Annotated in this window: 21 protein-coding genes and 2 tRNA genes; 6 read left to right on the forward strand and 17 right to left on the reverse strand. The window is 38.6% G+C overall.

Annotated features, from left to right (window positions below; translation table 11 throughout):
* Nucleotides 1-46: 46 nt before the first annotated feature.
* The 7 genes from I588_RS17170 to I588_RS17200 form a co-directional block, all read right to left on the reverse strand.
* Nucleotides 47-778 (reverse strand): acyl-[acyl-carrier-protein] thioesterase, encoded by a 732-nt coding sequence (locus tag I588_RS17170; RefSeq protein WP_010760035.1) that lies wholly within the window; start codon nucleotides 776-778, stop codon nucleotides 47-49.
* Nucleotides 779-1,606, reverse strand: coding sequence for a fructosamine kinase family protein (locus tag I588_RS17175; protein WP_010760036.1), 828 nt, complete (start codon nucleotides 1,604-1,606; stop codon nucleotides 779-781).
* Between the two features lie 13 nt (nucleotides 1,607-1,619).
* Nucleotides 1,620-2,402 (reverse strand): tyrosine-protein phosphatase, encoded by a 783-nt coding sequence (locus tag I588_RS17180; RefSeq protein WP_010760037.1) that lies wholly within the window; start codon nucleotides 2,400-2,402, stop codon nucleotides 1,620-1,622.
* A gap of 196 nt (nucleotides 2,403-2,598) precedes the next feature.
* Entirely contained in the window at nucleotides 2,599-4,344 is a 1,746-nt protein-coding gene (gene recQ, locus I588_RS17185) for a DNA helicase RecQ (protein WP_010760038.1), read from the reverse strand.
* 105 nt (nucleotides 4,345-4,449) lie between these two features.
* Nucleotides 4,450-5,775: a C1 family peptidase gene (locus I588_RS17190; RefSeq protein ID WP_010760039.1), complete on the reverse strand. Its 1,326-nt coding sequence runs from the start codon at nucleotides 5,773-5,775 to the stop codon at nucleotides 4,450-4,452.
* A gap of 51 nt (nucleotides 5,776-5,826) precedes the next feature.
* Entirely contained in the window at nucleotides 5,827-6,807 is a 981-nt protein-coding gene (locus tag I588_RS17195) for an acyltransferase family protein (protein ID WP_010760040.1), read from the reverse strand.
* Nucleotides 6,808-6,937: 130 nt separating this feature from the next.
* Nucleotides 6,938-7,011 (reverse strand) — tRNA-Asn (locus I588_RS17200).
* 104 nt (nucleotides 7,012-7,115) lie between these two features.
* On the opposite strand from I588_RS17200, the gene I588_RS17205 reads away from it, so the two are divergent.
* From I588_RS17205 to I588_RS17230, 6 genes are all read left to right on the forward strand, one after another.
* Entirely contained in the window at nucleotides 7,116-8,309 is a 1,194-nt protein-coding gene (locus tag I588_RS17205) for a serine hydrolase (protein WP_010760041.1), read from the forward strand.
* Between the two features lie 49 nt (nucleotides 8,310-8,358).
* Complete coding sequence (locus I588_RS17210; protein WP_010760042.1) at nucleotides 8,359-8,898, forward strand: GNAT family N-acetyltransferase; 540 nt, start codon at nucleotides 8,359-8,361, stop codon at nucleotides 8,896-8,898.
* Between the two features lie 350 nt (nucleotides 8,899-9,248).
* Nucleotides 9,249-9,321 (forward strand) — tRNA-Thr (locus I588_RS17215).
* A 159-nt stretch (nucleotides 9,322-9,480) separates the two neighbouring features.
* On the forward strand, nucleotides 9,481-9,822 hold the full coding sequence (locus I588_RS17220; protein WP_010760044.1) for a DUF7694 domain-containing protein: 342 nt from the start codon (nucleotides 9,481-9,483) through the stop codon (nucleotides 9,820-9,822).
* A gap of 23 nt (nucleotides 9,823-9,845) precedes the next feature.
* Complete coding sequence (locus I588_RS17225) at nucleotides 9,846-10,121, forward strand: hypothetical protein (RefSeq protein WP_010760045.1); 276 nt, start codon at nucleotides 9,846-9,848, stop codon at nucleotides 10,119-10,121.
* Nucleotides 10,122-10,136: 15 nt separating this feature from the next.
* On the forward strand, nucleotides 10,137-10,433 hold the full coding sequence (locus I588_RS17230; protein WP_010760046.1) for a DUF5960 family protein: 297 nt from the start codon (nucleotides 10,137-10,139) through the stop codon (nucleotides 10,431-10,433).
* A gap of 403 nt (nucleotides 10,434-10,836) precedes the next feature.
* Here I588_RS17230 and I588_RS17235 read toward each other — a convergent pair whose 3' ends face one another.
* From I588_RS17235 to I588_RS17280, 10 genes are all read right to left on the reverse strand, one after another.
* Entirely contained in the window at nucleotides 10,837-11,658 is an 822-nt protein-coding gene (locus I588_RS17235) for a hypothetical protein (protein WP_010760047.1), read from the reverse strand.
* Complete coding sequence (locus tag I588_RS17240) at nucleotides 11,659-12,111, reverse strand: hypothetical protein (RefSeq protein ID WP_010760048.1); 453 nt, start codon at nucleotides 12,109-12,111, stop codon at nucleotides 11,659-11,661. It lies immediately after the preceding gene.
* The gene (locus I588_RS17245) at nucleotides 12,059-12,598 is read right to left on the reverse strand and encodes a hypothetical protein (protein ID WP_010760049.1); all 540 of its coding nucleotides are present in this window, start codon (nucleotides 12,596-12,598) and stop codon (nucleotides 12,059-12,061) included. The genes I588_RS17240 and I588_RS17245 overlap by 53 nt, the downstream gene beginning before the upstream one ends.
* 542 nt (nucleotides 12,599-13,140) lie before the next feature.
* A complete protein-coding gene (locus I588_RS17250) occupies nucleotides 13,141-14,136 on the reverse strand; it encodes a peptidoglycan amidohydrolase family protein (protein ID WP_010760050.1) in 996 nt (331 codons plus the stop codon).
* 1 nt (nucleotide 14,137) lies between these two features.
* Nucleotides 14,138-14,404, reverse strand: coding sequence for a holin (locus I588_RS17255; RefSeq protein WP_010760051.1), 267 nt, complete (start codon nucleotides 14,402-14,404; stop codon nucleotides 14,138-14,140).
* The gene (locus I588_RS17260) at nucleotides 14,388-14,711 is read right to left on the reverse strand and encodes a hypothetical protein (protein ID WP_010760052.1); all 324 of its coding nucleotides are present in this window, start codon (nucleotides 14,709-14,711) and stop codon (nucleotides 14,388-14,390) included. The genes I588_RS17255 and I588_RS17260 overlap by 17 nt, the downstream gene beginning before the upstream one ends.
* Nucleotides 14,698-15,039: a hypothetical protein gene (locus tag I588_RS17265; protein WP_010760053.1), complete on the reverse strand. Its 342-nt coding sequence runs from the start codon at nucleotides 15,037-15,039 to the stop codon at nucleotides 14,698-14,700. The genes I588_RS17260 and I588_RS17265 overlap by 14 nt, the downstream gene beginning before the upstream one ends.
* Before the next feature lie 22 nt (nucleotides 15,040-15,061).
* The gene (locus I588_RS17270) at nucleotides 15,062-15,943 is read right to left on the reverse strand and encodes a hypothetical protein (RefSeq protein WP_010760054.1); all 882 of its coding nucleotides are present in this window, start codon (nucleotides 15,941-15,943) and stop codon (nucleotides 15,062-15,064) included.
* 16 nt (nucleotides 15,944-15,959) lie between these two features.
* Entirely contained in the window at nucleotides 15,960-17,063 is a 1,104-nt protein-coding gene (locus I588_RS17275) for a hypothetical protein (protein WP_010760055.1), read from the reverse strand.
* Between the two features lie 11 nt (nucleotides 17,064-17,074).
* Complete coding sequence (locus I588_RS17280) at nucleotides 17,075-20,635, reverse strand: hypothetical protein (protein WP_010760056.1); 3,561 nt, start codon at nucleotides 20,633-20,635, stop codon at nucleotides 17,075-17,077.
* Nucleotide 20,636 lies beyond the last annotated feature (1 nt).

The following is a 20,636-nucleotide window of genomic DNA, read 5'->3' on the forward strand; positions in this document are numbered from 1 at the left end:
AAGGATTACTTCGCTTGCTGTAGCGTAGCATCCTTTCAGGTCTATTTTATTTCGTTTTCCATTGAATGTTGGCTTCACAAGCCAGCTGATCTCCTACTCGAATTTCATGCAGGGTTTTCCCATTGTCTTCATCAATTTGATAAACACTGGTAATATCATTGCCATACAAGATCTCCTTATCGAATTTGACCTTAGCTGCTACGGGTGTATGATTCACCATAAAATCATAGCCCAGCACATCAATAATCCAATTAAAATACATGGCATTGTTTACGTGATGATTACTATCCAAATCATAGAAACGAACATGGTACAATTGACTTTCACCATTTTCCACGGGTTCGATTTTTTCCCAGCGTTGGATCTTTTTCACCTGTGGTGCTTCATAAGGTTCCATCAGTTCTGGAGAAACACTGCTCATTTTCCGTTCTTTAATCTTCATTAAGACAAAAGCCATATCAATTTTTACCAGCTGTGTGCCAGCTTCATCATAGATCCAAAAACTGCGGTAACAAAAGAACTTGTTGAACGCCGTCGGTTCGGTGACGACTGTTATTTTTTCTCCTACACGAGGTAGCTGATCAATCGAAATTTCAGTTTGAGTAATTACCCAAGTTAAACCCAATTGATTAATGGCCTCTGTGCCTCTTTCCAACTGATCACTTTGATCAGAGGAAGCTTTGATGACCACGCTCAGCATGGCTGGGAAGGTCATCGTTTGATTAATGTCACATTCATAATAGGCGACTTCGTGCTGAATTGAATATTTTTTGCCCAACTATTTTCCTCCTAAAATCCGATCCACCGCATCGCCATAGCTTTCGCCAAACAGATTCAAGTGGACTAATAAATAATACAATTGATAAACTGGAACCCGTTCCTGCCATTCCTGTTCCAGCGGATAAATTTTCTGATAGGCATCAAACAGGGTTTGTCGAAATCCACCAAATAGCTGACCCATCGCAATATCTAACTCACGATGACCATAAGAAACTGCCGGATCAACAAAGACCGGCTGGCCCTGAGTATCAAAAAATGTATTGCCGCTCCAAAAATCTCCATGCAGCAAGGACGGTTTGAAGTGCAAATCACTCCAGCGAGTCAGTACCCGGTCCTTTAACGCATAATAAGCCTGTTCACGCTGCTTTGTCCATCGATTTCGCTGTTTAGCGATTTCAATTTGGAGTTCTAATCGATTAGTAAAATAAAAGGACCACCAATCTGTACCTTGCGTATTGATCTGTGGCAACAATCCTAGATAATTGTCTTGTCCATAGCCAAAAGTCTCCTGCTTCTTCCCATGAATAGCAGCCAAAGCCTTGCCGATGTCTCGTTGATCTCCTTGGCCTGGTTCGATCCATTCCATCAGCAAATAAGCAGTTTGATTATGAACCCCTGTCGCAAAAGTTTCCGGCACCCGAACAACCTCTCCTAAAGCTTTTAATCCATCTACCTCAGCCTGAAAGAAAGCTTCAGTCATATTGGGATGTACTTTTAAGAAATAGTCTTTAGTACCATCTGTCACCCGGTATGCCTGATTAATATCCCCACCACCAATTGGCAGCGGGTGATTTTTCAGCTGTAAATAATTTAGTAAACCCTCCATCACTTCTCAACTCCTAAACAAGGTATAGTTGCTGCAAGTCCTTGATGTCCTGTTTTCCTAGTCCAATACCATCTTTTAAATAACCAGCCATGTCACCATAATGCTCAGCAATTAGCTGGTAGCTGGTCTGCAGGTACTCAGATTTTGCCTTCATCATGTCGTCAATTCCGTACATCATCTCTTCTGAGACTCCAGCTGCTTTAGCCTGCTGTTTAATTTCCTCAATTTTTTTCTCTAAAAAGCGATTGGTTTTTAAGTAGTCTGCAAATATAGTTTCTTGATCAACACCTAAAGCACTCAACATCATGGCAGCACCAAATCCAGTACGATCTTTACCAGCTGTACAATGGAACAGGACACTTTTCTCAGGCTGTTCATTCTTTAATAAAATCTCAAAAAACTGATTGTACTGCTTGTGAATATGCGGCATGGTTACAAAATTACGATAAACCTCCAGCATTTGGTCATGTGCCGAGTAGCCCTGCTGCATTTTCATCATCACTTCATAAGGGGAAGCTGAAACTTCCTTTTCCTTAACTGGAAAAATCGGCAAGGCAATATTCTCAGCCGTCGGAATTGGCTGATCCGGCTGGTCTTCCCGTTCTGATGGAGAACGAAAATCAACCACCGTCCGAATACCGTAGTCAGCCAAATATGCCTTATCTTCTTCGTTTAATAAATTAATCGTCGCAGAACGAACCAATTTTTGTTTAGCAACAGTTCGACCATCCTTCGTTTGGTACCCGCCTAATTCTCGCATGTTTTCAGCATGTTGTACTGCTAATTCTTCTCCCATTTTACGTCCTCCTTATTTTATCAAGTAATGAGCAATTTTCGCTTTTTTAGCATTCTCATAATCCTAATTCCCACTAGCAAAAAAATCAGTTGGAATTTGGGTCCTTATTGTAAAGTATAGCACAGAAAAACAGGCAGAGTAGTTGATTCGCTGGATTCAGCCAATAATACTCCTGCCTATTTTTATTTAATAGCTGCTATTTTTTTAAAATTTCCAAGAAGGCAGCACCATATTTATCCAGCTTACTTTGACCGACGCCTTTAATTTGCAGCATCTCTAATGATGTTTGCGGCTGCTTTTCTGCCAGCTCCTGTAGCGTTTTATCGGAGAATATAATATAAGGGGGTAAATTCTGCTCCTGAGCCAGCTGTGTCCGTAGACTGCGCAGCTCTTCGAACAATTCATCATCCACTTGTAACGTCTTCACTGCGTTTTGCTTACGGGTAACCTGCTTTTTCCCAAGTAGGACGCTAAAGCCTAAAGGTGAAATTGTCAGCAACGGAAATTGACCTTCTGTTAAAGTAAAATAGCCCTCGGCAGTTAAATAATCAATCAGCTGGGTGACTTCCTTTTGACTCCAATCTCGCATTAAACCATAGGTAGACAATTGGTCAAACTGCCACTGAGTAATCTTCTGATCCCTTGACCCAGTCAACACCTTCGCTACTAATCCTTTACCAAAACGTTCTCCCATACGTTTTACACAGGATAACACTTTTTGTGCCTCCGTTGTAATATCAATCACTTCTCGTGAATCAGTACAATTACTGCAACGACCACAATCTTCACTATCCTCACCAAAGTAACGTAAAATGTAGCGTTGCAAACACATTTGAGTGTGGGCGTACTGATCCATTTCCCGTAATTTATTGTATTCATTTTTCTTATATTCTTCATTTCCCTCAGATTGATCAATGAAAAACTTTTGTACCTGCAAATCCTTAGGGGCATAAAAAAGAATCGCTTCACTCGGTAAACCATCCCGACCTGCTCGACCAGCTTCCTGATAATAAGATTCTAAATTACCAGGAATTTGGGCATGGATGACAAAACGTACATTGCTTTTATTGATCCCCATACCAAAAGCATTGGTTGCCACCATGACCTGCACCCGATCAAACAGAAAGTCTTCTTGATTTTTCGAACGATCCTGTTCACTCATCCCTCCATGATAGCTGGCTACCGCAATATTTTGAGCCTTTAATAAATGATGCAAACGATCGACTTCTTTTCGAGTGCTAGCATAAATTATGCCAGCCTGTCCTTTATTCAGCTTTAAGTATTCCATCAAATAGCTTTCCTTAGCATCTTTGACCACTTGAAAGGTCAGATTCTCCCGGGCAAAGCCAGTATTAATTTGATTATCCGATGGAATCTGCAACAAATGCAAAATATCATCAGCCACATGCTCAGTTGCCGTAGCAGTCAAAGCAATAATTGTTGGACGCTGTGATAATTCTTCAATGGTTTCTGCCAATCGTAAATAGCTAGGACGAAAATCGTGACCCCATTGTGAAATACAATGAGCTTCATCCACCGCTAATAATTCAATTGGTACATAATGCAGTAATTGACGAAAGGACGCTGATTCTAATCGCTCCGGTGCAACATACAACAGTTTAATCTTACCATCAACCGCTAGACGAATTCGCTGTTGAATCTCTGGATTCGACAATGAACTGTTAATGAAAGCTGCCGGTATGCCCATTTCATTTAAGCTGTCCACCTGATCCTTCATTAAAGAGATTAAAGGCGAGATCACTAGAGTTAAGCCATCCAGAACCAATGCCGGTAATTGATAGCAAACGGACTTTCCGCCACCTGTAGGCATGATTCCTAAAACATTTTCATGATTTAAAATTTTTGATATGATTTCTGCCTGACCTGTTCGAAAACTGTCATAGCCAAACTTTTCCTTTAATAATTCAGTTACTCTATTCATCATTATTCCTCACATTCCTATGCTTTATTATACGCGATGAATAGTCATTTTTGTTTAAAAAAATAGACTCACCCTAAAGGAATGAGTCTATTACAAATAATCGCTTTAAGCAAGAGCTCCCATTGGATCCCAAGGTGCCAACACAACCGGTTCTGCTTCAAACGCCGCCAATTGTTCAGTTGTTAAATAATCTTTACGAACAACGATTTGGTAAGTGTATTCATCCATCCAAGCATCACTCATAACGAAAAAGCCTTTTTCACCAACCTTTTCGCCCCAGCTGTTTTCTACTTTCCATTTCGTACTTTTACCATCCACTACATCTACACCAGTCAACACCATTGCGTGTGTCATCAAACTGTCGCCATAATCTAACCGTTCAGCCTTCGTCATGGTAAAATCAGCTTCAAACAAATCGTCTATGTCATAAGCGTTTAAAGCCATAATTCCAGAATCACGGGTAGAAGATTGGCCGACATCACAACCAAACCAGACTGATTCTCCATCCTTCAGCTGTTTAACCGCCAATTGTTTGAAGGTCTCCATATCAAGATTCAAATATTTTACTGGTGCTCCTCCGACCACATTTCCCAGCATTGATACTGTATAGCTGCGATTATAGGGCTTGTCAGCGGTTGGCGCATTGATAATGCTGACATAGTCGTCTAAGTTTACTCCAACATATTTTTCATAAAAGCTTTGCGGTGTCAGCTGTTGATCAATATGATAGTTTTGCTCTTCATCTCGATATTCGAAATCAAATACTTCTGGTGGTGTACCTAAGGCTGTTGCCAACAGAGTATAAACTTCCTGCAACATTTCTTTACGTTTTGCTTCGACCGCAGCTTCGTCTTTTCCAGCCGCTAATTTGCGCAACACCACTGCATGCTTGCGCAACAATTTATTCAAATATTTGTTCAAGTCTCGCGAATTTGAGCTGTTGCTGCTTTCAGGCATGACGGCTTTAGGGACTACACCATATTTTTGAAATAAAGAAACAATCATGTCCCATTGACCACCATCCTGCTGCGGTGTTTGCAGTAAGAAAGCCACCTCACGGCTAGAAGCCTCCTGGTCTGCTGTCGCCAAAATGTTTTCATAGAAATAATTGGCCTTTTCATATTTGTCCCAGAAAAAAGTATAGTTTTGCGACAGTTCGAAATCCTTTAATTTAAATTGTTGGAGCATTTTGTGGCGGAAGGTATTCAGCGCAGCAAACATCCAACAACGACCTGATTGTTTTTGATTGGCAACCTTACCTGTTGCTAGATCAATTGAAAAAACGGGCGTGTTTTCTACATGAGCAGCCACGTTTTCAGCTGAGGCTGTAATACCGTTTTTAACAACACCTCGCTGCAATGCCACCTGTTTTTGATTAGCCAAAAAGCTATCACGATAGTGTTTCGTTTGTTCTTCTGTAATTTTTGTCATAAAAAAAGCCTCCTCCACGCTTATTTTACGCTTCAGAGACTTGCTTGACAATTAATTTAAAACCGGACGTAAAACTTTTTGTTTCCCCTTTTCAAGCCATTTCCCAAATCTTTCACTGGATAAAGCTGCCGTAAGCAGAACACTGAAAATAAACAGAACCGCTACTCCCCAGATCCCCATTTCCACCTCATCCGCTCCAACAGCACGCAATCCTTTGACTAAAAAGCCATGAAGCAGGTATACTGTCAACGTATTTTTCCCCCATTTTGAGAAAAAATACTGTCCTTTTGGTACTAGCATAAAAAATGCTGTAATACCTATCAGGCCCAACAGGAAGAAAATCATCCGCTGGGGACCGCCTAAAAGCGGATGATTCAAGTAATCTTCATAGGGCTTCGATCCAAAGACCCAATATTTATTGATAAAGTCATTGGTTTCGATTAGAACAAAGATTCCTGCAAATAAGGCAAAGGCTACCCATTTCTTAGGAGCTGCCTTGATTCTTGCAATCCAGCTGGCAGGCAAGGCATAGCCCACCATAAAATAAGGAAAGAAAGTCAACGTACGCTGGACTGCCAGGAAACGACCAAAGAAAGGAATATAGCCGACAATCAATGCAACAATAATACTACCGATCACTACTTGTTTTACCGAAAAACGCTGACATAAGTACAGCATACAGTTCCAGCAGAATAAACTTAGCAGAAACCAAAGAGACCATTGGGGCGTCGTTATACTAAAGCTAAAGGACTCCTGTAAACCAATTATTGTATAGTATGCTGAATAAACCAGCTGGAAAAAGATATACGGCAGCAATAATTTTTTCACCAGTTTTTTCAATGGTTTGGGTTTGCCTTTTGCAAAATAACCAGAAATTAAAATAAATGCTGGCATATGGAAAGTGAATATAAAATAGTACAGATCACTATATAGCCCTTTTGTCTCAATAAACGGCTGAAATAAATGGCCAAAAACTACTAAAATCATTAAGAATAATTTCGCATTGTCAAAATAGGCATCACGTTTTGCCATTAACTCGCCTCCTTCATACTTAGTATAAAAGGTTTAGGTTTCTTTTGAAAGAAATCTTGAAAACAATCTAAAAAACTTCTTATTTTCGTCACAAAAAAAAGAGACAATCTTTACGAATTGTCTCAACAAACTCCGGCAGTAGGACTCGAACCTACGACATCATGATTAACAGTCATGCGCTACTACCAACTGAGCTATGCCGGAAAAAGAATACTTGTTTATGATACCAATTTTTATTTTGAATGGCAATAGATTTGATGCAATTTTCTTCCTATTTATTGTCTACCATTTGTCAGGAGTGTGTCCATATGTATCGTCATAGTCGAAAGAAAAAGAAACACCCTATTTATATTATCAGCGGTATACTGCTATTGGCCTTAGGCTGCCTCAGCGGAGGATATTTATATGAGCAACAACAAACTGCTGACTCAGCACCACAGGTAGTAAATCCGCCAATTAAAAAGCCTGTGAATACGTTAGCAGCTGAAACACAGCAAACGATCGAACCTCATGATACATTAGCTGATTCTCTACAACAACAGCTGGTTCAAAGAGGTTTCAGCGGAACGGTTCTCGCCTATCACGATGGACATTTAATCTTGAATAAAGCTTATGGCTGGAAAAATCAAGAACAACAGGAGCAAAATCAAGTAACCACTCAGTATTGCATCGGCTCAGTTGAAAAAGGACAAACAGCCTATTTATTAATGCAAGCAGTCAATGCCGGAAAAGTTCAGCTGTCAGATAAATTAAGTCAATATTATCCGCAAATAAAAAATAGCGACTCCATTACCTTACGGGATATGCTAAACATGAGCTCTGGGTTGAAACCCAACGATAAAATAAAAAATGAACCTACAACCAATGAAAAGACTGTTTTGGATCAAGCCATCCAACAAGCAGAAGCTGGTGAAAAGGTCTATTCTTACCAGCCCATTAATTATGTATTACTGGCAGGTATTATTGAACAAGCAACAGGGAAGAGTTACTATGATCTGTTTAATCAACAAATTATTCAATCCTTTAAACTAAGCCATACCAGCTTTGCTCAAGATCAGTCCGAAGAACAGGCTCGGTCTTATCAAGAAACCACTGGGACAGACACCTTCACGGATGAATCAGCTGCTAGTTACGCTACAGAATTGGGAACGGGCAATGCTTTTATGTCTGCCGGTGATTTATTTTTGTATTTCCATACTCTACTTTCTGGTGAAAAGCTGACAACTCAAGATCGGGAAACCTTGTGGCAGAATTATCCCAATGAGCAATATGCTGCTGGTATTTACAACATGTCCAATCATTATCACAGCCGCGGCGTGAAGGCCAATTTCGAAACAATCGTCAATTATTCTAAAGATGGACAAAATGCCTTGATCCTTATCTCTAACAAGCACATTGAAAATACATTTTTCAACGAGTTAGGTGATCAAATGTTTAATCAACTAATTCAGGCAAACAACACAAGCTCTAGCAATAAATTAACAACTCCAGCTAGTTCTTGAAAGGTCTACGTGATAGGATAAAAGTAAAAAGTTGTCAGGAGGATTTTTTATGTTAGATAAATCAGTCCCTTATATTCCATTTACTATGGTTCGAAAACCTGATGCATCCCCCTTGCCTACCTATCAGTTGCCCGAAGGCTATCGTATCGTATTTTACCAGCCAGGTGATGAAAAGGATTGGGCAATGATCGAAACACAAGTGGCTGAATTTGACTCAACTGAGGAGGCTTTAAGTTATTTTCAACGTTCTTTTGCGCCTTTTTCCAATGAACTACCAAAGCGAATGATGTTCATCGAAAATCCCCAAGGAAAAAAAGTAGCTACTTTTACTGCCTGGCGGACAGATGATACGCGCAAGCCACGACTTCATTGGTTAGCAGTTCTTCCCGAGGAACAAGGAAAAGGGTTAGCCAAATCACTGGTAATTCGCGTGACAGAATTGCTCCATGAACTGTATCCTGATCAAGAATTATACTTAACTACTCAAACCTGGAGCTATCCAGCAGTAAAACTGTATCAAAAATTAGGCTATGAAATTTTACAGGATCAAAATTATTCGCAAATCATAGATATTTTGAACAACCGGTAATCGTCAAAAAAACCGAACCATAAAGACTTTTCGCAAAGAAAGGTGCTTTATCGTTCGGTTCATTTATTATTCTTTCTTGGTAGAAACTTCTGCTGTTAAAGATGTAAAGATGGTATGTCTCACTAAATGCACAGTCTTATATCTAATTGTTCAAAAAAAGCGATCAAGCTCACCTAAACGGATAGAAACCACAATCCGCTCTGTTTTAAAAAGCAATCTTGTCCCAACGTAGTGCCGAATCATTTCAAAATTGAGCATCAGATATCCTCACTTTCATTTCAAAAAAAGAAGAGAAAAAATATTGACATCCACTCAGATATTCGGTATTCTATATCTTGTGTTCAACAGATGCCGCCTTAGCTCAGCTGGTAGAGCGCCACCATGGTAAGGTGGAGGTCGTCGGTTCAAGCCCGACAGGTGGCTTACGTAATATCCTCTAAATGCTATTATACCAGCATTTAGAGTTTTTTTTATACTCAAGCTACCCAAAAATTACACATTTTGCCTTCTTTTTCATTGGTAGGCTATTTTTTTCTTTACAAAACCGAACATATGTTTGTATAATGATTACGAGGTGATTGAATGAAAACAATTGAAGAAATTAAAAATTCAATAAGAGTGTATGACGTCAATGAAGGAATAGATGGATTAACTTTTAGATGGGTCTGCGGCAAATGGACTTATTTAGTTATTGCCACTTTCGGAGAAGAGTGGGACCATGTGTCTATCTCTTGCAAAAACAAAAGAGTCATTCCTGACTGGGAAACTATGTGCAGACTAAAAGATTTATGCTTTTACGAAAATGAAGTTGTTATGCAGTTACATCCGAAAAAAGAAAACTATGTCAATGTACGCGTAAACTGTCTTCATTTGTGGGCACCACAACAAACTGCTATACCAACGCCACCGTTACTGTTGGTCTAATAATTATATGAGGGAGTGATTGCATGGAATCAAAAATTGGAATAGTCAGCAGCATCAAAATTCTTAATATGTCGGAGCGTCCATTAGTTTACTTCAAGTTAGACGGAGTAAGTTGCTTAATCGCGGGTCACTCTCTTAATTTTCTTGCTGACGTTGAAGATGGAATGAAAGTATCAGCATTTGGTGAATATAATAGAAGAAAACAGTTCGTGATTAAGAAGTATTCGGTTATTGGTAAGACAAAACTCATGATGGAATTTGAATACAGCTCAATGCCTGCGAAGAAAGCATTTGCTTAATATCAAGGTGATCCAATGCTAGAAGTACACCGAAAAGATTTCGCATTCAAGGACGACAAGTTTATCGCCATGTTCCACAAATACGTCAACACTGATATACCGTTGTTCGCTCTACAAAAAGAGCTACTCTATATAATGGAGACACAAAAGGTAAATCATTTTCGTGTGCCAGCAGCTCTAACCAAAAACAATAAGGAAGCCGTGTTTTATTTTGATATCACCACGCTTAAAGAAAACATAACGTTTGATGTCTACAGATTACGAGAAGTGAAGTTTTTTGACGAAGAAGGAAACGAAGTTTTCAGCGAATAGAAAGCCCCCGATACACAAGAACCGAGGGCAATGGAATAAGAAAAGAAGTTTATTTAGTATGTATATTGTACCATATTTAAATTGCTGCAAACAAAAAAACCACTCCCTGACAAGGTAGGGAGTGGTTGGGAAAAAAAGTCGGAGAGGACTCTCCGTAAATAGTATATCACATTTCTGCAAAAAAAGACCACTCCCCAGAAATTAGAGAGTGGCCGCAAAAAGAAAATGTTGGAGAGATTCTCCACTTGCATTATAGCATATTTCAATTAAAAATACCCACCTCGTTAGAAGTGGGCGGTTAAAAAAAAGGTCTTTGGGTTGGTAAGTTCATTATACACCGTGTCGCGCGGGGTGTAAATGGTGTTGAAATCTCTTTTAGTTCAACTTTTCTAATAATAAACTATCAGATACAAAATGCAGAACATATTTTAGCTGAAGTTATGATAATAGCTTCGTCGTTTACTTGTTCTGCATTATTGATGGTGTCAGCAAATGTGAAAAAATACAGCTTAGCACTACATCCGGCTACATTTTCATTAAAGAAGTTTTGAACATTATTCATATAAACCCATTTTTTTAAACTTTTTTTACAATCTGGATCATTTGAACTTCTATTTTTCAGGTGTAACAAAAAATGGTTTAAATCAGCTTTACATTCACAAATATCGATGGCACACTCATCTTTATTCACGTGAATTAAATCAACTAAATTATCACTATTTCCAATTATTATTTTTTCATTCTCTTGCGCATTCGCACTGATTGATTTCCCTAAATTTTTACTTGCTCTGTAATAAATCTGAGGTTCGTGAAAGAAACGTCTTTTCCTATTTAATTTATTTTTTACGAACGGTGCAACTATCGAAAAATATACAAAGGCAACATACTCAACGAAGTTGCTTCTAAACCTTTTAAATTCCTTATAGTTGAACTGGTATATTAACCTTAAAGTCCTCTTTAGTTTAACCATTTGCAAATATGCTTCAGAATCATCACCATATATTATTCTTCTTAATTCTAACTCTTCATCCATTCGAACTAATTCATTTCGTAATCTTTCACCATTATCTTTATTTCTTTGAAAGAAAGATAGCACAGTTTCAATTAAGTCGGCATCTTTGCTTAACAAGATTTTTTTTAGATTTATGTTGTGAGCATTTTGAAGAACAGATACATAAAAGCTGTCTCTCCCTATCTCTTCAAACCTAATATTTTTTAGCTCCATTTACTCAACAACCTCTAATTCATCAAAGAATTCCAACGGGATAGGAGGTACAGGAAAAAGAGTACGGTTAAACATATTTGCTACAACTTCTCTTATATACGGGCCAGTGTATCTTCCAACTTCTTTAGCTAAATTATTCTTGCTAACCTCGTCATTTATATCCAAGCCTTCATAAACAAAATCGACCTTAAAAATACAGTTTAAGGAAACATACAGTCTTGAATCACTGTCATCAAAGTTTTTTGTTTCCTCTTCGGTAAGTTTTTGTTCTAAAACAGCCATCTTGAACCACACATTAGTAGAATAAACATTTTTATCTTCAGAAAATTGAACTAGCTTATTCAAATTACTTTCGCCAATAATCGTTAGTTTGATGTTATCTGAATCATTAATAACTTCTTTATCCTCTATCGAAAATTGCTTTAGACTGATATTCGTAATCTCTTTTAACATCTTTATTCTCCTTATTTTTTTCTAATGTAGAAAAGTATGAATACGTACTTGTTTCTGGAAACGAAATAGATATATCATTCCATTTTTTATTATATATTTTGTTTAATTTAATAATATTCTTCGATAACGATGCGTAAATCTCATTCGTTATATCTAAAGTTTTTTCTACATCACGATCCTCCAAAGTAGATGTTTCGAAGTTTACTTTCCTTATAAAAACCCGAATAATTGCATCAATTTCTTGTTTTTTTAATCTTGTGAAAGTAGTGTCCTTTAAAACAGATTTTAATTGAAGATACTGATCACAGTTGAAATCTTTGTTTTCAAAACTCTCCTCAATAGATTTTAAATACATCTTATTGATTTCCAGTTTTTCTTCATTAATATCAGTTTGATCAATATATTTTTTTAAAAGTGATAGGTATTCAGAAAATTTTGAATCGAAAGCTTTCAATTGATTCACTTCATAAAGCTCGAATGTATTCATAATTCTCCCCTCTTCCAATTTAATACTAGTATCATGATATCAATCTGGAGAGCTTGATTCAAGTATTATACAAAAAATATGTACAACCCCACCTGAAACCGGCTGAGGAGTTTTTTACCGCTTCACTAAATCTGTTGTCTCCTCACCTGAATAGTTGTTACTTTTTATTCAACTTTAGTTGAATTAAGGTAACAGTAAAAAAGACAACTGCCTTCCCAAACAGTTGTCCTAGATAGAAGAGAGACTACTTCTGTTAAGCTAGTCTTGAAACTATTGTAGTCCTTTTTCTGAAAATGTAAATATAGTATTTTTTTATAGTTAGAATACACCCTTCTCATAGAGAGTTCAAATGCACAACTAAACGGAGCGGCACCTACCCACCAGCACACTTCCCCAAATGTCTGATCTCTGCCGCTCCGTCTATTCGTATCATGACGCTTCTATGTTAAATGAGTGATACTTGTAGGATATTATAAAATATACAACGGTTAAACTCAAATGATATGTACAACCCCACCCGGACGGATGGGGCTTGTTTGTGCTTAATACTTGAATCCTTTAATGTGTGTCTCAGGAATTCCTTTTTTCTTACCTTCCGCTTTAACCTCAGCTAAGACAGTTGCCGCATCTCGTGAATTGAAACCTTCACCAAGAACTCGAACGTCCCAGGTACCATAGCTGTTGGGCTGTCCGAAGGTTTGGTCATACAACAGGACATCACACAAGAATTTACGCATATAGATGTCAAATCCTTCTTTCTTACCTTCGAAAGCAGCTACAGGCATGTTACGAGCTTCAATCTTAATCGTAGGTTTGTCACCATCTACGATAGCAATGTTTTGCTGCATATAGCCTGGGTAATGAGTTTTCAACTCTTGCTTCAAACGGTTAATGCTGTGTTCGTATTTGTACTTGTTGTCGCAAGTAATAACAAGCGTATAACGCCCATCGGCTTGCTTGATTGCTTTAACCTGTTCTGTCGCTAACGTCCATGCGTAGCGAGACTGAATCAACGGAACCATATGCTTGGCTTGGTCATAGCTGATATTGTCAATCGCGATTCCATTTTTGTTTGCAGGCTTCGGAGGAACAACGGCAGGTCCAGATCCTGATTCCATTCTGTAAACATAGAATCCCATTGAATAAGGTAATGTGTTTTCATTATTAACTGAGACACCATTAGCGCTGTAATTGCAATGAATGACATTTGTTCCGTCAATAGCGATAACGATGTGTCCTGCAGCACCTCCACTAGAACCACGAAGTCCAAAGATGATTACATCTCCACGTTTCATGGCCCAAGACTGATTTTGCGCTACCAGTTTAAATCCATTTTGAACCAGCCAAGCGTGCATTGAATCAGTATTTAGTACCCATCCAGCATTGGTGGCTCCGCCTTTGCGCAACGAATCGTAGATCGCACCGCTGCAGTCTGCTGTGCCGTCTGTACCGATTCTACTGCCATACATAGAATATCTGGTTGCTCGGCGCATTAAATCGTACATATTATTGATTGCTGTTTCGATATTTACTACCATATTATTTTCCTCCTTTATTGACTTGATTGTAGATTCCACTTGCAACTGCACCGGCTACGATTCCAGCAAGCGAAAGCTCAGCTAGTGATCCGACACTTGGATAAACAAAAGACAGTAGACAACCGGTTAAAATTCCGATCACTACTGCCACTACTGATATCCATTTGCTAGGGATGATATCTGGTTTCTTAATCACCTCTACTAAGATAATTACTAAAGCACTCATTGAGATGCCAGTACCAAATATTGTGTTAATTACTTGCTCCATTTGTTTGTTCCCCTTTCATTTCTTCAAGTTCTTCTTTCAATTCTTTATTCTCATATTTCAGCAAAAGGTTCTCTTCCTTCAAACGATCTACTAATTCATCTTTTACTTTAAGCTCAGCCTTTAAAGAATCCATTTCTTTTTCAAGATGTCGTATTCTCCCCTCTAAAACACTAAATGCTTTTTCATCTTTAGTTAGCTTATTTTCTTCCGTCTTCCCCTTGTGATTAAGATAAGCTACCGCTAATGTCCCAACCGTTCCACCTCCTAAAAGGGCAGCGAGTAATGTCAATGCTTCATTCAAATACATCACCCCGCCTTATCGACAAAATAATAAATACAAACAACTCTAAGGTGAAAATCCACATCACGTTGGATTCGCCTTGAAGCTGTCTAACAAAACCTAAACTTGTTAATCCAAGAAGGACACCACTATGCAAGTAATACATCCATCTTTTTAAAGCAATTCGTTTTGAAAAAATCGCAAAAAATGAGACAGTGCCTAACATAAGACAAACAAGTCCAAGTTCACGACCAAAAAAAGCGATCTTATCTGCATAGACAGGGTCTAGCTCAAAGATCACTCCAAAGAGAGTTGCTGTAATTGAATGTATTGTCAAATTCCTATCATTTTTCATAATCCACCGTCTTCTCTATTTTTTACTTGAAGCATGAACCTGTCTCACCAGACACGATACCTTCAATCATTAAAATTTTATGTGGCTTGTCGCCTGCAACATCTTGGGAATCGCAATACTTTTTTGTGTTTGCTGTATTACTAAAGGCAAGAAAAACGCCCGCCTGTGCAGAATCTAGCGTGGGTGTACTGCTACCAGTAATTGACCAAATGAAATGATCAATTTTAACTGTTGTCTGATTGGGAAAACTCAGCCCGATTTCTTTGCCAGCTAATGCACCAGGTACAATTTTGTAACTATTATTTGAACTGATTTTGTCCATGATAACAGTCGTGGGAATACCACCTAAGCCGCCTTCTAGTGAGACACGCCCCACCACATGCTCAGTACCAAAAAGTAGATGCAAATCTAAATAATCAAAGGCATCTAACTTTTCAGTAATCGTTAATGATGGCAAGTCAAAAACATTTCTGTCTCCACTCCACAACTTCACCGTTCTAACCGATTGTTGTGTTTTTTCATCCAAGCAGCGAACAAGCTTCCATAGTCCACAGATAGCACAGATAATCGCTTTATCAACGTTCCACTGCCAGCTCAACAAACTATCTAGCCAACACTTATAGGCATCCACATCGCAAATGTCGAGAGTCATCAATGCATTATGAAGTGATCCTGTAGCTAGATCATTAAGAGATTTTAAATCATCGCAATCCGTATTAGAATGAGTTGCTGAGGGATGAATACCTTCATCATTCATAAGATTCTCGCAGATTTTATCAGTAATTGAAGTAAAGCAATAGTTAGGATCACCATTCCTAATATCGTTTAAAGGCGTAGCAACATCCATTGCTCGCATGTTGCAGCAATTTGAACCACCACCTTGTTTACAGTTAACACATGCCATTTAAAGACCTCCTATCCTACGCATAATCAATTTTCTTAACTCCCTCAATTCTGCTGATGATACATTCACCAACTTGTCCATTGCAGGCTGTTCCTTGGAAAAAGCGATCAATATTACCATTGGTTAGATTTGTCCAAACTAGGTTGGACTTACTAGGAACAACATTCAAAACATCCATAGCGGCATTTGTAGCTTTCAAACCAGCACTACCTTCTAATTTATTGGTACCACTGAAATCCATGCCTGAGTAAGTTGCTACATTAGCTGCATCATGCTGCAGGTATCCCGGCTGAATATCTACAGAATATTGGGCACCGCCGACATTAAAACTTACTCGAATAGCATCGAAGTTTAAAGCTGATTCAGACAAAGTTAAATTATTCCCAGCGTGACCTACGCCTCTCCAAATTTCTTTCGTCACTAAAGTCGAAAAACCACCAGGCAGCTTATTTTTGATTGCGTTAATTTGATTCTGTAAGCTTTTATCGGTATCTTTCAATTGATTAGTTACATTTATAATGTCACCTATATTTTGCCAGATCGAACTACTGTCGTTCCAAAGTTTGTTTATTTCGGTTTCGATGTTTACAATCTTTTGTTTGATATTCTTTATGTCATTTTCTATGATGTTAATTCGAGAAATGATGGCATTAATTGCTGCCCAGACCAAAGCGAACTCTTTCCAGATTTTATCAATCTCTTTCCAAAGGTCTTCTATTTCATCCCATAAATCATGAATGTTTTCCCAAAGTCCACAGATAGCGCAGATTATTGCCTTGTCAACGTTCCATTGCCAGCTTACTAAACTATCTAGCCAACATTTATATTCATCGACATCACAGATATTTAGAACCATCAGCGCGTTATGAAGCCTTGCTATCGCTAGGTCGTTTAAAGCCGATAAGTCTTCGCAATCCGTGTTCGAGTGAGTTGCTGATGGGTGTATACCCTCATCATTTTTCAAACTTTCGCAAATCGCGTTAGTAATTTCAATAAAACAGAACTCATCATCGCCATTCCTTATTTTTTCTAAAGGTGTCTGTTCATCCATTGAATTTAATGTGCAACAGCCCACTACAGATCCGCCACTACGTTTCTTACCGCAAGACGTACATGCCATATAAAGACCCCCTATAATTCATTTTCTGGAACTAAAGTAAATGTGAGCATCCCCAATGTATCAGTAAATTCCACTTCGTTTTCATTAGGTGCAACAAATGCTATTCGTGACGGAGCAAATTCTACTAAAGCATTAAGATCAACTGCTTCCTTAGTTGTCATGTTATTAACGTTCATTTTTTCCAAACGGAATGTCTTAAAGATTTTAGATAATACTGCATCAATTTCGGTATTGTCATAAATTTTTGTATTCGGGGAATACACAGCATTCACAACGACTAATTGAAGTTCAACAATTCCGTTTCTTTGTTTAACGGCCAAGTGCCCATCTCCACGATTTAGAGGGAACTTTTTATTGTAGGTTAGTCCTGTTTGGTTTGCATTATGAGCATCAATGATATCTGATAGTTTCAGGTTGGTTGAGTACTCAAACGTTAAGTAGTCAATATACAATGCAGATCCTATGGCAGCCGTTGACTTATCTGGATAGACCAGTATATCCACAAATCCGTCTTTATCAATTGTTCTTACAGCATTCGCTTGATCAAGTGGATAAGTTATCTCTCTTATCTCGTTTGTCGCATTGAATGGTTTCTGCGTAGAATAAACTGTATCATCCAACCAATAAGCAGTGTTCAACTTATTACCAGCCGGTGTCACACCACACCCCCAAACACTATACTTACACCCTGCAATAATTTTCTTCATCACTGCAATTTGACTAGCTAGATCAACAGCACCATAGGTTTCAAATACACCATTGTAGCGTCTTTTAAAGTCCTCAATAACATTAAATCTAATCAATGCAGCGGGGAACTGATCAGCTGTCCCTGCTGAAGAATAAGAAGATAACGTGTCATTATCCAATTTACTCACAGCGTTATAACGAGATTGCACTACTTCAGTTTTAAAAAGACTCGGCACTTGAAGATCATTAGCATATTGAACTCCTATCCAATGAGGTTTAACAACATGACTCCCTGAAACCTTCCCCTGAAAGTCCAAAATATTTGTTTGAGTCATTCCACTTCCAACGAAATCCGCAATAGGACTTTTTGCAGCTTCCGCAGCAATTTCTTCGACTACTGTTTTACCATTAATTTCAAGTTCAACTGTTAATGCAATGTCTCTGACTTCCACCCATGCAGGTATAATCCCGTCAGTTATTGCGCCAACATCAGGGTTCCCGTTTTTCCGAGAAGATACATATATTTTGTACCCTCCTTCAACAATCTGTCTCGGGTACGTACCAGTAAAAGTGACAGTTTTAGTTTGAAATTGAGTGGCATCAGGTGCTCCTGTCGATAACAACCATGTATTAGCATTGACTGTTTCTAAATGTAACAGATAATACCTCATTGAGTTAGCAGTATTCGTACTATTTAGCCCTCCCCCACGAGAAGAAGCAACTAACTTAACAGATTTTAAGATTGACAGATATTTATCAGTCTTTTCAGCGGAGTTAGTATTCTCAAACAGATGCGGATGCCGCTTTTCTAGTTCTGCAATAACAGGAAAATCAAACTGAAGTTCAGCCCCACGCCCAACCTGCAAAGTCTCAGCCCGTACATACTTCAATGGATCAGCAAGCGCAGCGTATTGATCAGAACTAAAAGGAACCATGCCTGCATTCTTAGTGAAATCACCTTCAATAAGCTTTAAATTGTAACCAACTAACTTATCTCTTGTCATTGCGCCACCATTCGAATCAACAGCTAGACGTACATAAGCAGTACCTGCAGGAATTGTCACAACTATTGGTCTGTATGAAGCACTAGAAGTATGAGTTGCGTCAGGAACTATCCATTTATCAGTTCTGTACATATATGTCTTGTTGTCTTGACTATCATAACAAGCAAGCACAATAAAGTTCGCTTTACCAGTTAAAATTGGTGAATACACGGAATATACTTTACCCGCCGTTACAGGAATTTTTACAGAACAAGCTCTGGTAGCATTAGCTTCTAAATCACTTTTATAGCTCCACCCTTGAAAGTATCCAAGTGTAGCATTTTCTGCTGAGAAAAGATTTTTAGATTCAGATAGAGTCTTAGGATTGTGTGGTGTTAAATCTGAATCAGACTGACTAGGTGTCCACTCGTCCATAGCAGCAAGAGAACCCTTAATAAGTTTAAATCCTCTAACTTTTGCTTTTGTTAAATCAGCAGGATTAGATTGCCGAGCGCACTTAGACCATGTTAAATACTTTATGTCATCAGTTATTACAATCTCACCTGAACTGATACCTGACATTCCCGGCATGATATAGTTCGTAGATATCTGCTTGACTGTCACATATTCTGAATTTCTTAGAAAAACCTTTGATAGTAATGGTGCTGTTCCTACATCATTAGATATTTCACTGCGCACCGCTATTGTGTCCCCAGCTTTTAATCCAAGTTGTTCTAAGGTATATGAGCCCGCAATTCCGCTATCCCATGTACTAACCTCGAAGCTTTCCCATTCATTAGTTGTATTATCAAACAGGTTCGGCTGCCCGTGGACAATGCCATACCACTCGGGCGCAGGCGTATATCCGGTATATTCACCTTTTTCAATTTTCATTTCAAAATCTAAAGGCTCATGATTCATGTTGCCCCACAGTGTATACTTCACCCTAGTTTCTTTACTCAAAACTAGTTTTCTTGTATAAAGTAACTCAAGCTCAAAATTGTTGATATTTCCAAAAGCATAAGCCGGTATAGAAACGTCATCTAAGTAACATGAGAATGTTGACGAGATACTTGGTTTTTTATATATAGTGAAAGACAACGTGTATTCACCAGCAGGTAATGTAATTTCAGAAATTGTCTTACTGTTCGTCACACCTTCGCCAATGATCCTACCTGTTGCACTATCAATTTTCCAAATACTGTTTGTAAATGAACCCATAAGGTTTTCGGTTCCGATCAAGTCCTTCACGAAAATGCTACCCGTCCCCTGCTCGCTGTCTACAAGTAATTGCTCACTGTAAAGTGTCGGCTTGGTTCCTGTGATAGTGTCTAAAACATTCACTGACGATTCATCCTTTGTGAATGCGCCAGTTTGTGACGCCGTTACTGAATGTGGGTTATCGTTTCTACTAGCATGAGTGTCCGTATATGACTTTGCTGCAGTCAACGTTCCAGTATCTTTGTTGTCAGCTTCCGCTTTGGTATAAGCACCTACTTGGCTAGCAGTTACGTTATGGGGATTTGATTTATTATTTTCGTGAGTCGATAATTCTTCCTTAGTTGCTGCGCCAATATCGGCTGGCGTAATATCGACACTCAGCGTACCGTCTTTTGATACAGCTAGTCCATTGCCTAAAAGAATGAATGGTTTGTTATCGATATATCCTTTCTGGTTTTCTTTAGCGCTCCAGTCAGGGATCGTGTAGCCAGAGAAATCTAGAAATATCCACTCATCGCAATCCCAAACATAAGCGCCAGTCCCATCACTAAGATAGAACATCGTGTCACATGTTTTTGCATGCTCTTTTGGGTCCCATTTATCGATAATCTTAAAAGTGCAAGCGTTATAGCGTTCTGGTGATACTTCGGTTTGTGCCGGATCACAACTTACAACTTTCATT

Origin of the sequence: Enterococcus pallens ATCC BAA-351 (assembly GCF_000407485.1) — a bacterium.
Classification (GTDB): Bacteria; Bacillota; Bacilli; order Lactobacillales; family Enterococcaceae; genus Enterococcus_A; species Enterococcus_A pallens.